This is a genomic window from Phenylobacterium sp. J367 (genome assembly GCF_024699985.1).
GTDB lineage: Bacteria > Pseudomonadota > Alphaproteobacteria > Caulobacterales > Caulobacteraceae > Phenylobacterium.
Window position 1 is genome coordinate 1393166 of record NZ_JAJONA010000001.1, and the last position, 12648, is coordinate 1405813.

At 71.0% G+C, this 12648-nt stretch carries 16 protein-coding genes and 2 pseudogenes; 8 read left to right on the forward strand and 10 right to left on the reverse strand.

The genetic code is table 11. The features are described 5' to 3' along the window. Window positions 1–2: 2 nt before the first annotated feature. Window positions 3–2063: a prolyl oligopeptidase family protein gene (locus LRS04_RS07545; RefSeq protein ID WP_257815832.1), complete on the reverse strand. Its 2061-nt coding sequence runs from the start codon at window positions 2061–2063 to the stop codon at window positions 3–5. An 82-nt stretch (window positions 2064–2145) separates the two neighbouring features. Here LRS04_RS07545 and dapF point away from each other — a divergent pair. From dapF to LRS04_RS07565, 4 genes and pseudogenes are all read left to right on the forward strand, one after another. Next, window positions 2146–2958 (forward strand): annotated as a pseudogene (gene dapF / locus LRS04_RS07550) (diaminopimelate epimerase); the annotation flags it as partial. 7 nt (window positions 2959–2965) lie between these two features. Then, window positions 2966–3388 carry an MAPEG family protein gene (locus LRS04_RS07555; protein WP_257815833.1) on the forward strand — a complete coding sequence of 141 codons (423 nt, stop codon included), beginning with the start codon at window positions 2966–2968 and terminating at the stop codon, window positions 3386–3388. Continuing rightward, window positions 3382–4665: a tRNA (N(6)-L-threonylcarbamoyladenosine(37)-C(2))-methylthiotransferase MtaB gene (gene mtaB / locus LRS04_RS07560; RefSeq protein ID WP_374575016.1), complete on the forward strand. Its 1284-nt coding sequence runs from the start codon at window positions 3382–3384 to the stop codon at window positions 4663–4665. The genes LRS04_RS07555 and mtaB overlap by 7 nt, the downstream gene beginning before the upstream one ends. Further along, a complete protein-coding gene (locus LRS04_RS07565; RefSeq protein WP_257815834.1) occupies window positions 4662–5099 on the forward strand; it encodes a GFA family protein in 438 nt (145 codons plus the stop codon). The genes mtaB and LRS04_RS07565 overlap by 4 nt, the downstream gene beginning before the upstream one ends. Here LRS04_RS07565 and LRS04_RS07570 read toward each other — a convergent pair. Beyond that, complete coding sequence (locus tag LRS04_RS07570) at window positions 5096–5722, reverse strand: trimeric intracellular cation channel family protein (RefSeq protein WP_257815835.1); 627 nt, start codon at window positions 5720–5722, stop codon at window positions 5096–5098. The two genes, LRS04_RS07565 and LRS04_RS07570, sit on opposite strands and share 4 nt — an antisense overlap. Before the next feature lie 57 nt (window positions 5723–5779). Here LRS04_RS07570 and ftsY point away from each other — a divergent pair, with 57 nt between their 5' ends. From ftsY to LRS04_RS07585, 3 genes are all read left to right on the forward strand, one after another. Next, window positions 5780–6724, forward strand: a complete 945-nt coding sequence (gene ftsY / locus LRS04_RS07575) for a signal recognition particle-docking protein FtsY (RefSeq protein ID WP_257815836.1) — start codon at window positions 5780–5782, stop codon at window positions 6722–6724. Then, window positions 6721–7305 carry an inner membrane-spanning protein YciB gene (locus LRS04_RS07580; RefSeq protein ID WP_257815837.1) on the forward strand — a complete coding sequence of 195 codons (585 nt, stop codon included), beginning with the start codon at window positions 6721–6723 and terminating at the stop codon, window positions 7303–7305. The genes ftsY and LRS04_RS07580 overlap by 4 nt, the downstream gene beginning before the upstream one ends. Before the next feature lie 175 nt (window positions 7306–7480). Continuing rightward, the gene (locus LRS04_RS07585; protein ID WP_374575023.1) at window positions 7481–7969 is read left to right on the forward strand and encodes a MarR family winged helix-turn-helix transcriptional regulator; all 489 of its coding nucleotides are present in this window, start codon (window positions 7481–7483) and stop codon (window positions 7967–7969) included. 4 nt (window positions 7970–7973) lie between these two features. On the opposite strand, the gene LRS04_RS07590 is transcribed toward LRS04_RS07585, so the two are convergent. The 6 genes from LRS04_RS07590 to LRS04_RS07615 form a co-directional block, all read right to left on the reverse strand. After that, window positions 7974–8195, reverse strand: coding sequence for a hypothetical protein (locus LRS04_RS07590; protein ID WP_257815839.1), 222 nt, complete (start codon window positions 8193–8195; stop codon window positions 7974–7976). An 87-nt stretch (window positions 8196–8282) separates the two neighbouring features. After that, window positions 8283–8561 (reverse strand): hypothetical protein, encoded by a 279-nt coding sequence (locus LRS04_RS07595; protein WP_257815841.1) that lies wholly within the window; start codon window positions 8559–8561, stop codon window positions 8283–8285. 63 nt (window positions 8562–8624) lie between these two features. After that, a complete protein-coding gene (locus tag LRS04_RS07600) occupies window positions 8625–9140 on the reverse strand; it encodes a DsbE family thiol:disulfide interchange protein (RefSeq protein ID WP_257815842.1) in 516 nt (171 codons plus the stop codon). Next, on the reverse strand, window positions 9137–9298 hold the full coding sequence (gene ccmD / locus LRS04_RS07605; RefSeq protein ID WP_257815843.1) for a heme exporter protein CcmD: 162 nt from the start codon (window positions 9296–9298) through the stop codon (window positions 9137–9139). The genes LRS04_RS07600 and ccmD overlap by 4 nt, the downstream gene beginning before the upstream one ends. Before the next feature lie 9 nt (window positions 9299–9307). Then, complete coding sequence (ccmC, locus tag LRS04_RS07610) at window positions 9308–10036, reverse strand: heme ABC transporter permease CcmC (protein ID WP_257815844.1); 729 nt, start codon at window positions 10034–10036, stop codon at window positions 9308–9310. A gap of 41 nt (window positions 10037–10077) precedes the next feature. Continuing rightward, window positions 10078–10755: a Spy/CpxP family protein refolding chaperone gene (locus LRS04_RS07615; RefSeq protein WP_257815845.1), complete on the reverse strand. Its 678-nt coding sequence runs from the start codon at window positions 10753–10755 to the stop codon at window positions 10078–10080. A 166-nt stretch (window positions 10756–10921) separates the two neighbouring features. Here LRS04_RS07615 and LRS04_RS07620 point away from each other — a divergent pair, with 166 nt between their 5' ends. After that, the gene (locus LRS04_RS07620) at window positions 10922–11377 is read left to right on the forward strand and encodes a nuclear transport factor 2 family protein (protein ID WP_257815846.1); all 456 of its coding nucleotides are present in this window, start codon (window positions 10922–10924) and stop codon (window positions 11375–11377) included. Here the strand turns inward: LRS04_RS07620 and ccmB are convergent. Both ccmB and ccmA read right to left on the reverse strand, forming a co-directional pair. Beyond that, window positions 11374–12039 carry a heme exporter protein CcmB gene (gene ccmB, locus LRS04_RS07625; protein WP_257815847.1) on the reverse strand — a complete coding sequence of 222 codons (666 nt, stop codon included), beginning with the start codon at window positions 12037–12039 and terminating at the stop codon, window positions 11374–11376. The two genes, LRS04_RS07620 and ccmB, sit on opposite strands and share 4 nt — an antisense overlap. Continuing rightward, window positions 12036–12631 (reverse strand): annotated as a pseudogene (gene ccmA / locus LRS04_RS07630) (heme ABC exporter ATP-binding protein CcmA). The gene ccmB and the pseudogene ccmA overlap by 4 nt, the downstream one beginning before the upstream one ends. Between the last annotated feature and the right edge of the window lie 17 nt (window positions 12632–12648).

Genomic DNA, 12648 nt, shown 5'->3' on the forward strand with positions numbered 1-12648 from the left:
CGTCAGTCCATCAGCTTCTGGGCCAGGTAGACGTAGTGCCGGGCCCACCGCTGCGCGTTCAGCTCGGGGTCGGCGTCGTTGGCGTGACCGCCGAAGGTCTGCTCGTAGTAGAGGTAGGGAACGCCCAGCTGCTCCAGCCGCGCGGCGAACTTCCGCGCATGGCCCGGATGCACCCGGTCGTCGCGGGTGTTGGTGGTGATGTAGGCCTCGGGATAGCGCACGCCGGGCTTCAGGTTCTGGTAGCCCGAATATTTCGCGATGAACGCGCGGTCGTCCGCCACGTCCGGATTCCCGTACTCGCCCACCCACGACGCGCCGGCCGAGAGCTTGTGGTAGCGCAGCATGTCGATCAGCGGGCTCTCGATGACGACGGCGTTCCAGAGCTCCGGATGCTGGGTCATGGCGACGCTGGTCAGCACGCCGCCGTTCGACCGGCCGTAGATGCCGAGCCGGCGGGCCGAGGTGATCTTGCGGGCGAACAGGTCCTTGGCCACGGCGGCGAAGTCGTCGAAGGCGAGCTGGCGTTTCTCGCGGAGCACGCTCTGGTGCCAGGCCGGGCCGAACTCGCCGCCGCCACGGATGTTGGCGATGACGTAGGCGCCGCCGCGCTCCATCCAGAGCTTGCCGGCCTCGGGCATGTAGATCGGCGGCTTGGCGACCTCGAAGCCGCCGTAGCCGTACATCAGCGTCGGAATCTCGCCCTCCAGCTTCGCCGCCTTCGGCCGCACGACGAAATAGGGGATCTTCGCGCCGTCGGATGACGTGGCCCAGAACTGCTCCACCACGTGGGTCTTCGCGTCGAAGCGCGAGGGAAGGGCCTTGAGCCGCGACGCCGTCCCGGCCGCCCCATCGGCGAGCCACAGGCTGTTGGGCTCCAGGAAGCTCTCCACATTGACGAACAGGCTGTCGTCCTTCGCCGCCGTGTCCACGAGGGTGATGTTGGCGTCCCTGGGCAGCGGCAGGCGCTTAGAGGTCCAGCGGCCGTCCGCGAAATCCCACACGTCGACGGCGCCCTTCACGTCCTCCAGGAGTACGACGACGAGTCGGCCGTCGGTTGCGGCCACCTGCTGGATCGCCTGGCGCGGACCCGGCTGGAAGACGAGCTGCGGCTTCGCGGTCCCCGCCTTCAGGGCCGCCAGGTCGTAGGCGATCAGCGCGCCCGGCTGGAAGCCGCCCCAGGCCTCCTGCAGGGTGAAGACCACCTGGCCGTCCACATAGTCCTGGAGCTGGGCGAGCTTCGGTAGCGCGATCGGCTTCAGGCCCGCATCGGTCAGCAGGCCGTACTCGCTCTCGTAGAAGGAAAGGCCGCGCTGGATGATCACCCCGTCGGTCCGGCCGCCTTCGCCACGCAGGACGGTCGGCTGCGCCCACACGTCGGTCTTCTGGCCGCGGAACACCTCCTTGACGGAGCCCGACCGCGAGACCGTCTTCAGCACCATGGGATAGCCGGACTCGGTGAGCTCGCCCGGCGTCCATTCCCGGCCGACGATCAGGGTGTCGCGGTCGAGCCACTCCACGTACTGCTTGCCCTCGGCAAAGCGGAAACCGCCGTCCACGAAGCGCTTGGTCGTGGTGTCGAACTCTCGGATCTCGACGGCGTCCCCGCCGCCGTTGGACAGCCGGACGAGGCAGGTGGTTTCCGCCGGCTTCAGGCAGCCCGCGCCCTTGTAGAACCAGCGCTTGCCCTCCGCCTTGGCGAGCGCGTCCACGTCGATGATCGTCTCCCAGGCAGGGGAGGCGGTGCGATAGCTGGCGAGCGTCGTATGGCGCCAGATCCCGTTCGGATGGCTGGCGTCCTGCCACAGGTTGTCGATGCCGCCGGCCCGGAAGCGCGGGACCGGAATGCGGTCCTGGGCGGTGAAGATGGCGCGGGCCTCGCTCAGGAAGGTCTCGTAGCGCGGGTCCTTCTCCAGCCGGGCGGCGGACTTGGCGTTCTGGCCCTCGACCCATTGCATCGAGCGCGGCGCGTCGATGTCCTCGAGCCAGAGAAAGGGGTCGGTGTCCTGAGCGACGGCGGGAAGTGCGACGGCGAGCGCGAGGAGCGCGGCGGCGAGGGATTTCATGCCGGTTTCATAGCCAGCCGCGAACGGCCCTGTCTCGCCCGACGTGCGCGCGAGGCCGTCTTCGCCTATATAGCGCCCCCTGATGACCCGTCTGTTCCTCAAGATGAACGGCCTCGGCAACGACTTCGTCGTGGTCGAGGCCCGCTCCGCGCCCTTCGCCCCCACGGCGGAGGAAGTGCGCGCGATCGCCGATCGGGCAGCCGGTGTCGGCTGCGACCAGCTCATCGCCATTGAGCCCGGGGAAGACGGCGTCGACGCCCGCGTGCGCTTCTGGAACGCCGATGGCGAGGAGGTCTCCGCCTGTGGCAACGGCACGCGCTGCGTCGGCTGGCTGCTGATGCAGTCCACCGGCCGGGACGAGGCGGTGATCGAGACCAAGGCGGGTCGGCTCTTCGCCCGCCGCGCCGGCGAGCGGCTGGTCAGTGTCGACATGGGTGAGCCGGGCCTGGACTGGACCGAGATCCCGCTGGCGGCCGAGCACGACACGCGGGAGCTGGCCGTCGCCCTCTTCGACCACGCCGACCTGATGGCCCCGCCGGGCTGCGTCTCCATGGGCAACCCGCACGTGGTGTTCTTCGTCCCCGACGCCGAGCAGGCGCCGGTGCGCGAGGCCGGCCCGGCGGTCGAGATCCATCCGCTGTTCCCCGAGCACGTCAACGTCGGCTTCGCCGAGATCCGGGGCCGCGACCGCATCCGGCTGCGGGTCTGGGAACGCGGCGCGGGCCTCACCAAGGCCTGCGGCACCGGCGCCTGCGCGGCCCTCGTGGCCGCGGCCCGCCGCGATCTCACCGACCGCGCCGCGACGCTCGAGCTGGACGGCGGCGAGCTGTTCGTCGAATGGCGCGACGACGGCCATGTAATCATGACCGGCCCGGCCGCCGTGGATTTCGCGGGGAGCTGCCGTGACCGCGCTCCAGACGGCGCTCGTCACCCCCTTCCTGCTGCACTTCGCCCTCGTGCTGGCGCTCTATGCCGCGCTCACCGTGGCGCGGGCGGCGGCGGTGCGTTCCGGGCAGGTCGCCTACGACGCCTTCGCGCGAGTCGACGGGGATCCACCGGCCGCGGCGCGGATCGCCCGCAACCTCGGCAACCAGTTCGAGGCGCCGCTCTTTGCGTACTTCGCGGTCCTGTTCCTGCTGTGGCGCGGCGAGGTGAACGCCTTCGACGTGGCCGCGGCCTGGCTCTTCCTCGCCGGCCGGGTGATCCACTCGGCGGTGCAGACGCTCACCGATAATGTCCGGCTGCGCGGGATGGTCTTCACGCTCAACTTCCTGGGCGTCCTCGCCCTGATGGCCCATGTGGCCTGGGTGGTGCTCGGATGGTGAAGGACGTCGACATCGTCACGTTCGGCTGCCGCCTGAACGCCTACGAGAGCGAGGTCATCCGCAAGCGGGCGGCCGATGACGGGCTCGCCGACGCGGTGGTGTTCAACACCTGCGCGGTGACCGGCGAGGCCGTGCGCCAGGCCCGCCAGGCGATCCGCAAGGCCCGGCGCGAACGGCCCGGCGCGAAGCTGATCGTCACCGGCTGCGCGGCCCAGATCGATCCGGGCGCCTTCGCCGCCATGCCCGAGGTCGACCTCGTGCTCGGCAACGCCGAGAAGAGCCAGGCCGGCGCCTATGCCCCGCAGGACCTGTCGGGCGGCGTCGAACCCATGCGGGTGCGGGTCAACGACATCATGAGCGTCCGCGAGACCGCAGGTCACCTGATCGACGGACTGAAGGACCGCGCCCGGGCCTATGTGGAGGTCCAGAACGGCTGCGATCACCGCTGCACCTTCTGCGTCATTCCCTATGGCCGCGGGAACTCCCGGTCGGCGGCGGCGGGCCAGGTGGTCGAGCAGGTCCGCGTCCTGGCCGCCCAGGGCTACCAGGAGGTTGTCCTGACCGGCGTCGACATGACGAGCTGGGGGGCGGATCTGCCCGGGCAGCCGACGCTGGGCCAGCTCGTCGTGCGGATCCTGAAGCTCGTGCCGGAGCTGCCGAGGCTCAGGCTCTCCTCCATCGACGCCGCGGAGATCGACCCGGACCTGCTCCGCTGCCTCGCCGAGGAACCCAGGCTCATGCCCTACCTGCACCTCTCGCTGCAGGCCGGCGACGACATGATCCTGAAGCGCATGAAGCGCCGCCACAGCCGCGCCGACGCGCTGAAGCTCGTCGCCGAGGTCCGCGCCGTGCGCCCCCAGACCGCCTTCGGCGCCGACCTGATCGCCGGCTTCCCGACAGAGACCGACGAGATGTTCGAGAACACGCTCAGGCTGGTCGAGGACGCGGACCTCGCTTTCCTGCACGTCTTCCCCTTCAGCCCGAGGCCCGGGACTCCCGCCGCCCGGATGCCGCAGCTTGCCCGACCGGTGGTGAAGGACCGCGCCGCGCGCCTGCGCGCCGCCGGCGCCGCGGCGCTCGTCCGCCACCTGGACCGCCAGGTCGGCCGCACGCTGCCGGCCCTGGTCGAACGGCCCGGCGTCGCGCGCGCCGAGGACTTCACGGAGATCGCGTTCGCGGGCGAGGCGCCGGTCGGCGGCGTGGTGGCGCTTGAGGTCACAGGCCACGACGGCCAGCGGGCGCTCGCGCGCATCCCAGTCCTGGAGGCTGCGGAATGAGCGTCACCGGCGGATGCCAGTGCGGGGCGGTGCGCTACGCCGCCGAGAGCCTGGGCGCGTCCAGCATCTGCCACTGCCGGATGTGCCAGAAGGCGACCGGCGGCTTCTTCGGTCCCTATGTGGACACGCCCGGTCTCACCTGGACGCGCGGTCAGCCCAGCTACTTCGCCAGTTCGAAGGACGTGAAGCGCGGCTTCTGCGCGGCCTGTGGCACGCCTCTGACCTTCGAATCTCACGGCCAGGGTGGGGTGATGATCGGCACGCTGGACGAGCCGGAGGCCGCTCCGCCGACCACCCAGCTCGTCTGGCCCGAGAAGCTGGCCTTCGTGGATCGCCTGGGCGAGCTCGCCCACTGGAAGAGCAAGGCGGGCCGCGAGGCGTCCGAGGAGTTCGCGGCCGTGGCCTCCCGCCAGGACGGGGGCGAGGACCGCTAGGCCGGCGGCGCACGGCCGCCGAACGGCGGCAGGCTGAGGTTGAAGACGATCGCCGCGCCGCGCAGCGCGAAGGCCGCCAGGAATCCGGCCAGGCCCGCGACCATCACCGGCGCCTCGATCCACCGGAGCAGGACGAAGCTGGTCGCGCCGAGCAGGGCGGGCGTGACGTAGAGCTCCCGGCGCAGGAGCACCGAGGGCTCCTCGGCGACGACGTCGCGCAGCACGCCCCCGAACGTCGCGGTCAGCACGCCCATCAGCACGGAAGAGAAGGGCGGGATGCCCAGGGACAGCGCTTTGAGCGCGCCGACCACCGAGTAGGCGGCCATCCCCAGCGCATCGAGCCAGAGGAGTGAGGCTTCCCGTCGCGCGCCGGGTCCGAACGCCCACACGGCCGCCGCGGCGGCCAGGCAGACGAGGATGTAGCTCGGCTTCCCGACCCAGAAGACCGGCGCGCCGATCAGCAGGTCGCGGAGCGTGCCGCCGCCTACCCCGGTGATCGACGCGAAGAAGCCGAAGGTGACGATGTCGTGCCGCCGCCGCGCAGCGGCCAGGGCGCCGGACGCGGCGAACACCGCGACCGCGGCATAGTCGAGAATGACGAGGGTGAGCCCCAGCCGGTCCATCGGCCTCTTCTGCGGTCAGAGGTGACGGGCCGCAAGCCTCCGGCTAGAAGCCGCCCCATGGCAGAACCCAAACGCGGCTGGTTCCAGCGGCTCACCGACGGCCTTTCCCGCTCGTCCAAGCAGATGGGCGACCAGATCACCCAGGTCTTCGTCCAGCGGACGCCCCTCGACCAGGCCAAGCTCGATGAGCTGGAAGAGATGCTGATCGAAGCGGACCTCGGTCCCCACTCGGCGGCGCGCATCACCCAACGCTTCTCGGACGAGAAGTTCGGCAAGGCGGTCTCCGAGGAGGAGATCAAGGAGGCGCTCGCCCAGGCGATCGGCGACGAGCTGGCCACCCGCCAGGGCCACTTCGATCCATTGCAGGGCCCGCGGCCCTACATCGTGCTGTTCATCGGGGTGAACGGCTCGGGCAAGACCACGACCCTCGGAAAGATCGCCTCCGACCTCAGGGCGCGCGGGGCCAAGGTGCTGGTGGTGGCAGGCGACACCTTCCGGGCCGCGGCCGTCGAGCAGCTCAAGGTGTGGGCCGAGCGCTCGGGCGCCGATTTCATGGGTCGGCCCACGGGCTCGGACGCGGCCGGCCTCGCCTATGACGCCGTCGAGCGGGCGAAGGCCGAGGGCTACGACGTTGTCCTCATCGACACCGCCGGGCGGCTGCAGAACAAGCAGGGACTGATGGACGAACTCCTGAAGATCATCCGGGTGGTGAAGAAGGTCGACCCGGAGGCGCCGCACGAGACCCTGCTGGTCCTCGACGCCACGGTCGGCCGCAATGCGCTCGCCCAGGAAAACATCTTCGGCAACCAGATCGGCGTCTCCGGCATCGTCATGACCAAGCTCGACGGCACGGCCCGCGGCGGGGTTCTGGTTCCGGTCGCCCAGGCGTCGGACAGCCCCATCAAGCTGGTCGGCGTCGGCGAGGGGATCGATGATCTCCAGCCGTTCGACGCGCGGGCGTTCGCCCGCTCGCTGGTCGGGCTCTCGGAGGCCGCCCAATGAGCGCTGAAAGCCGCCGCAAGTGGGTCCGCTGGTTCGTGGACTACTCCGCGCCGATCGCGTTCGCCGTGGTCTATTTCGGCTTCGGGCGCGATTTCATGAAGGCCACCGCCGCCATTGTGATCACCTCCGTCGTGGCCCTGGCGGTGGGCGCGATCGTCGAGCGCAGGCTCGCGCCTCTGCCGCTGTTCGTCGGCCTGATGGGCGCGATCTTCGGCGGGCTGACGCTCCTCTTCGACGATCCCCGGATCATGAAGGTCAAGCCGACCGTCCTGAACTTCGCCCTGGGCGCCGTCCTGATGGGCGGCCTGCTGCTGCGCAAGAATCCGCTGAAGGCCATCCTGGGCCAGACGATCGCCCTGCCCGACGAGGTGTGGCGCAAGCTGATGTTCCGCTTCGGTCTTTTCTACTGGGCCTTGGCGGCGCTGAACGAGGTGGTGTGGCGGACCCAGGCGGAATCCACATGGGTGGCGTTCCGGTCCTTCGGACTGACGGGGCTCACGGTCGCCTTCGCCCTGACACAAACGCCCCTGCTGATGCGCTACATGAAGGTCGAGGATCTGCCGCCGCCTCCGTCAGAATAACCTCCGACCTAGGGATATTTACGTCGTGCACCCGACTCAAATTCTCGTATAACGGCGTTACACCTCGCGGGCGTCTTGTTGGGTCTCCATGGCAAAATCGAAGTCATCAACGAAGGGCGTCGCTGCGCTGGAGCGGTCGCCCAGTCATCTCCTCCATCGCGCCCAGCAGGTGGCGGTGGATATCTATGCGGAGGTCTTCGGACCCGACGGCGTGACCCAGCGGCAGTACGCCGTCCTGGCCGCGGCGGCGGACCACGAGGGCGCCACCCAGACGGATCTCGTCCGGATCACCGGCATCGACCGGTCGACGCTGGCCGACATGGCCGCCCGGATGATCCGCAAAGGCCTGCTGGCCCGCGAGCGTTCCGCGTCGGACGCCCGGGCCAACACGGTGCGGCTGACCGACCTGGGCCGCGCCACGCTCGAGGACGCCAAGCCGAAGATGGCCGAGGCTGACGCCAAGCTGCTGAAGCTGATCGCGGGGGGCGGCCGGCGCACGGCGCTGGTGGCCCTGCTCAAGGACCTGCTCAAGGCTCAGGCCAGCGTCCAGGCTCCCGCCGCCACCGCCCGAAACCCCGCGAAGCCGACCAAGGCCGCCAAGCCGATCAAGGCGGCGAAGCCCGCAAAGGCTGCGCCCGAGAAGCGGAAGAAGAAGGCGGGCTGAGCCGCTACGGCGCCTGGAGGCCGTTCCGGGGCCGCGCGATCTGCGCCGGCCGCAGGTGCGGCGAGGCCAGCCGGTCATAGGCCACCTCGGGCAGGCTCTTCATGATGACGTCCAGCATCGTCACGCCGTCCGCCTGAATGGGCGGCGGCTCACCGAACAGCGCGCGCCACAGCGCGGCGGCCTCGGCTTGGACCTGGTCGTCCCTCTGGGTCGCTTCATTGGCCATCGGCGCCCGTAACTCGCGTTAGGGGCGAGCCGTTCCCGATTCAAATGAGGCCATTTTTTGATAACCCTAACAGGGCGGTCTGTTCGCCTAGATCCGAATGTCGAGGAGCGAGCCGGGCCGCAGGATCTTGGCCGGGGCTTCGGCCGGGGCCGCCGCGCTGCGCGTCGCCGGGGTGACGGCGGCCGGCGTCGCCGGGGCAGCAGTCGCCGCCGCGGCCGCGGCCGGCGCCTTGCCGGCGATCATGTCGAAGAAGGCCCGCTGGCCCGCCATCCGCCCGGCGTCGGTGCGCTGCGCGGGAGCCGGCTGCGGCGTGGGCGCAACGCCAAGAGGTCGGATCGGATTCACCCGTCGAGGCTCGTCGTTCATGGTTAACGAGGCGTTGACCATGTTCCGGGGGCGGACAGGAAGGGTGCGACGAGTTGTCCCGGCCTACCTGGCCTGGGCGGCGAGCCTGCGGGCCGCCTCGATGGTCAGAGGGCCGGTGTGCTTGGCCAGGATGGTGCCGTCCCGGCCGACCACATAGGTCTCGGGCACGCCGGTGACGCCGAACTCGATGCCGGCGCGGCCGTCGCGGTCCACCAGGATCTCGGAGAAGGGGTCGCCCAGCCGGGTCAGGAAGGCCTGGGTGTTCTGCGGCGCGTCCTTGTAGGCCACGCCGACCAAGCGGACCTTGTCCTGCTTCATCTCCATCAGCACCGGATGCTCGATCTCGCAGGGGGCGCACCAGGAGGCGAAGAAGTTGACCAGCATCGGCCCCTCGGCGGCGGCCTCGCGCAACGGCAGCGGCTGGCCCTCGGCCAGCGTTGGCAGGGTGAGGTTGGGCACGGGCTTGCCGACCATGGCCTCGGGCTGCACCTGCGGATTGCGGTTCAGCGCGTAGAGCCCGAAGAGGCCGCCCATGGCGACCAGCACCAGCAGCGGCAGCAGGGCGAGCCAGCGGCTCACGTCCGTTCGCTCCTCTGGCGGTCGCCTTCGAGGGCCTTGCGCTTCCAGCGGCGCGCGTGGGCCAGCGAACTCGCCACCATCCAGGCGAAGACGAGGGCGGTGATCGCGAAGGCCGGCCAGACGAAGGCGGCGTAGGGGCTGGCGTCGAGGTCGAGCATCGAGGTCCCTTACGCCCGCGCCGCGCGGAGCGCCGCGGCCTCGGCGCGGCGGCGCCAGACCTCGCCGCGGATCCGCACGAGCCAGAGCGAGCCAAAGGCCGACATGTAGGCGAGGCTCATCAGGTAGAACGGCGGGCGATAGACGGGCGCCAGCCCCTTGCCCTCGCCGGCGAAGGTGGAGGAGCCCTGATGCAGAGTGTTCCACCACTCCACCGAGAAATAGACGATCGGCAGGTTGATCAGCCCGACCATCGCCAGGATCGCCCCCGCCCGGGCCGCCTTGGCCTCGTCGTCCAGCGAGGCGCGCAGCGCCATGTAGGCCACATAGAACAGGAAAAGGATCAGCACCGAGGTCAGGCGCGCGTCCCAGACCCACCAGGTCCCCCACATGGGCTGGCCCCAGAGCGAGCCGGTGACGAGCGCGAGCAGGGTGAAGGCCGCGCCCAGCGGCGCGGCGGCGCGGGCGGCGGCGTCGGCCAGGACATGGCGGAAGACCAGGGCCAGGAAGCTGGCGACCCCCAGGCAGGCGTAGACGAAGAGGCCGAGCTGGGCCGCCGGGGCGTGGATGAACAGGATGCGGACGGTGTCGCCCTGCTGGTAGTCCTCCGGGACCTGGAACGTCAGCCAGAGTCCGGCCGTCGCCAGGACGACGGCGAGCGCGCCGAACAGCGGCGCGGCCCACCGCGAGAAGGCCATGAACCGTTCAGGGTTCGCCAGGAAGGCGGGCGCCGGGAGCATCGCTTTCGCTTAGAGCCCTGACGCCCGACCCGCAAGGCGCTCTAGACGCCCGCCGGCGGCGCCGGCGGGGCCGGGGGCACAGGCGGCGCGGGAGGCGCTGGCGGCATAATCTCGGCCGGCATCCCGCGGAAGACGCCGTGGTCGCCGTGCGGTGTGTCATGCATGAAGTGGATGGTTCGCATCGGGCCCGGCCCGAAGTGGTCAGGCCCCATCATTAGGGGCAGCTCGTCGAAGGCCTTCTTCTGCTTGTCGTCGAGTTGGCCGTAGAAGGCGCGCGTCGCCTGGATGCGGGCGCGGCTGGCGGCCTCCCGCTCGGCGATGCGCTGCTCCATCTCGGCGAGGCGCTGGGTAGTCGTCTTCCTGCTCTCGGTCTCGGCGTCGAAGCGCCTGACCACGGGCTTCGGCTTCAGCGCCTCGACGTAGGTCTTCAGGGCGGCTTCCTGGTTGGGCCGCAGCTGCAGGATGTTGCGCAGGTGCTCCGTCCGGTCGCCCTCGTCGCCCAGGCGCTGGACGACCATGCGGTGGACGCGTTCGCGGGTGCGCTCGGCGTGCTGCCGGGCCTGGTGCGCCCTGGACTGGGCGTCGCGCGCTTCGCTCTGGGCCTTGCGGGCGTCCTCCTGGGCCTGGCGGATCGCGGCGTCCGGCGTCTGGGCCAGCGCGCCGCCGGCGAAGAGCGCGGCCAGGGCGGCCGCCAGCACAGGCTTGGTCATTCGTGACATGCCGTCCTCCGGGCAAGCTGAACAGTGAAGCTAGCCGGAAGCTCACGCCGAAAATGGGCGAAACGGCGCCGTTCTCCGTGAAGCTTTGTTCATGTTCGCCGAACGCCCTTGCGCGAGCCGGCGGGGGCGTGGTTACGGCGCAGCCGCAGATTTCCGGAGATCTCTGATGCTGAGCGCGCTCCTCGCCGCCGTCACCCTGCAGGCCGCCGCCGGCGCCGCGCCGGCCGCCATCGACCCCGCCACCGCCAGGGCGATCGAGGCGGTGGCCTACGACTATGTGGACGGCCAGCTCGAAGGCGACGCCGCCCGGGTGGCGCGCTCGCTCCACCCGGACCTCGCCAAGCGGGCGGTGGAGCTCGGCGACCCCGACGAGCCGCTCGGCCTGCGCCGGATGACCAAGGAGGAGCTGGTCGACCTGACCCGCCAGGGCGTGCTGAAGACGCCGAAGGCGCAGTGGAACCGCTCGGTGAAGGTGCTGGACGTGGCGGGTAACGCCGCGGTCGCCCGGGTGGAGACGCCCTGGTTCGTGGACTACTTCCACCTGGGCCGCTTCGGCGACCGCTGGGTGATCGTCAACGCGCTCTGGTACCCGAAGCCGCTGACCCGTCCGTCTGCCGACTAGGACAGCGCATTGCGGCAGGCCGCCGCCATGGCGATCGGGCCCAGGGCGACGGCCGCCAGGGCGTAGGCGCCGAGCAGGGCGAAGCCCGCCTGCCAGGGCAGTCCGCCGGCGAAGGCGTCCAGCGCCCCGCCGCCGAAGATCACCGGCGGGGTGAAAAGTGGCAGGACGATCACCGCGGTCAGCAGCCCGCCCCGCCGGGCGCCCAGGCTGAGCGCCGCCCCGATCCCGCCCACGAAGGCGAAGGCCAGGCCGCCCAGCAGGGCGCAGGCGACGATCAGCGGCGCCAGCGCCGGGCTGGCGCCCAGCGCGATCGCCGCCACCGGCGCGGCCAGGGCGAGCGGCGCGCCGGTCGCCAGCCACTGCCCCAGGCATTTGGCGGCGCAGGTCAACTCCAGCGGCGTCTCGGACAGCACGAGCAGGTCCAGGGCCCCGTCCTCGTAGTCGCGCTCGAAGAGCCGTTCGAGGGAGAGCAGCGAGGCCAGGGCCAGCGCCACCCAGGCGAGCCCAGGCGCGATGGCCGCCAGCCGCTCGGGCTCCGGACCCGAGGCCAGCGGCAGGAGGGTGGCGACGCCGATGTAGAAGCCCACGGCCACCAGCGGGCCGCCGCCGCGGCCCCAGGCCAGCGTCGTCTCACGGGCCAGCAGCCCGGCCAGGCGGCTCATGGCGCGAGCTCCAGGCTGAGCGCGCGGATCGGCAGCGGGTCGTGCACCGCCGCCAGGATCAACCCGCCGCCGTCGAGGTGGCCCTGCATGATCTCGCCGAACCGGACGCGCCAGCGGGCGTCCAGCGGGCTGAGCGGCTCATCGAGCAGCCAGAGCGCCCGGGGGCCGCCAGGAGGCGCGCGAGCGCCACGCGCCGGCGCTGTCCCGCCGACAGCCGGCGAACCTCCAGGTCGAGCAGCGGCGCAAGCTCCAGCGCCTCCGCGGCCGGCGTGGGATCGGTTCCGCCGCACCAGCGGGTCCAGAAGGCCAGCTCTTCGCGGGCGGTCCGCGCCGGCTTCAGCCCGTCGTGGTGGCCGACGAAATGCAGGCCGGCGCCGCGCGCCTCGGATGGGTCGAGCCCGCCGAAACCCACCTCGCCGGCCTCCGCGCGCACCAGGCCGGCGACGCAGCGCAGCAGGCTGGTCTTGCCCACCCCATTGGCGCCGGTCAGCGCACAGGCCTGGCCGGCCTCGAGGACGAGGTCGACGCCCTCGAACAGAAGGCGTCCGCCGCGCCGGATCGCCAGTGTTTTCAGCGTCAAGTTGCGAATCACTCGCAGGGCTCCGCCGC

Coding starts and splice junctions, on each gene's coding strand:
- LRS04_RS07545 (WP_257815832.1), bottom strand. CDS start 2,063: ATGAAATCCCTCGCCGCCGCGCTCCTCGCGCTCGCCGTCGCACTTCCC.
- mtaB (WP_374575016.1), top strand. CDS start 3,382: ATGGTGAAGGACGTCGACATCGTCACGTTCGGCTGCCGCCTGAACGCC.
- LRS04_RS07565 (WP_257815834.1), top strand. CDS start 4,662: ATGAGCGTCACCGGCGGATGCCAGTGCGGGGCGGTGCGCTACGCCGCC.
- LRS04_RS07570 (WP_257815835.1), bottom strand. CDS start 5,722: ATGGACCGGCTGGGGCTCACCCTCGTCATTCTCGACTATGCCGCGGTC.
- ftsY (WP_257815836.1), top strand. CDS start 5,780: ATGGCAGAACCCAAACGCGGCTGGTTCCAGCGGCTCACCGACGGCCTT.
- LRS04_RS07580 (WP_257815837.1), top strand. CDS start 6,721: ATGAGCGCTGAAAGCCGCCGCAAGTGGGTCCGCTGGTTCGTGGACTAC.
- LRS04_RS07590 (WP_257815839.1), bottom strand. CDS start 8,195: ATGGCCAATGAAGCGACCCAGAGGGACGACCAGGTCCAAGCCGAGGCC.
- LRS04_RS07595 (WP_257815841.1), bottom strand. CDS start 8,561: ATGAACGACGAGCCTCGACGGGTGAATCCGATCCGACCTCTTGGCGTT.
- ccmD (WP_257815843.1), bottom strand. CDS start 9,298: ATGCTCGACCTCGACGCCAGCCCCTACGCCGCCTTCGTCTGGCCGGCC.
- ccmC (WP_257815844.1), bottom strand. CDS start 10,036: ATGCTCCCGGCGCCCGCCTTCCTGGCGAACCCTGAACGGTTCATGGCC.
- LRS04_RS07615 (WP_257815845.1), bottom strand. CDS start 10,755: ATGTCACGAATGACCAAGCCTGTGCTGGCGGCCGCCCTGGCCGCGCTC.
- LRS04_RS07620 (WP_257815846.1), top strand. CDS start 10,922: ATGCTGAGCGCGCTCCTCGCCGCCGTCACCCTGCAGGCCGCCGCCGGC.
- ccmB (WP_257815847.1), bottom strand. CDS start 12,039: ATGAGCCGCCTGGCCGGGCTGCTGGCCCGTGAGACGACGCTGGCCTGG.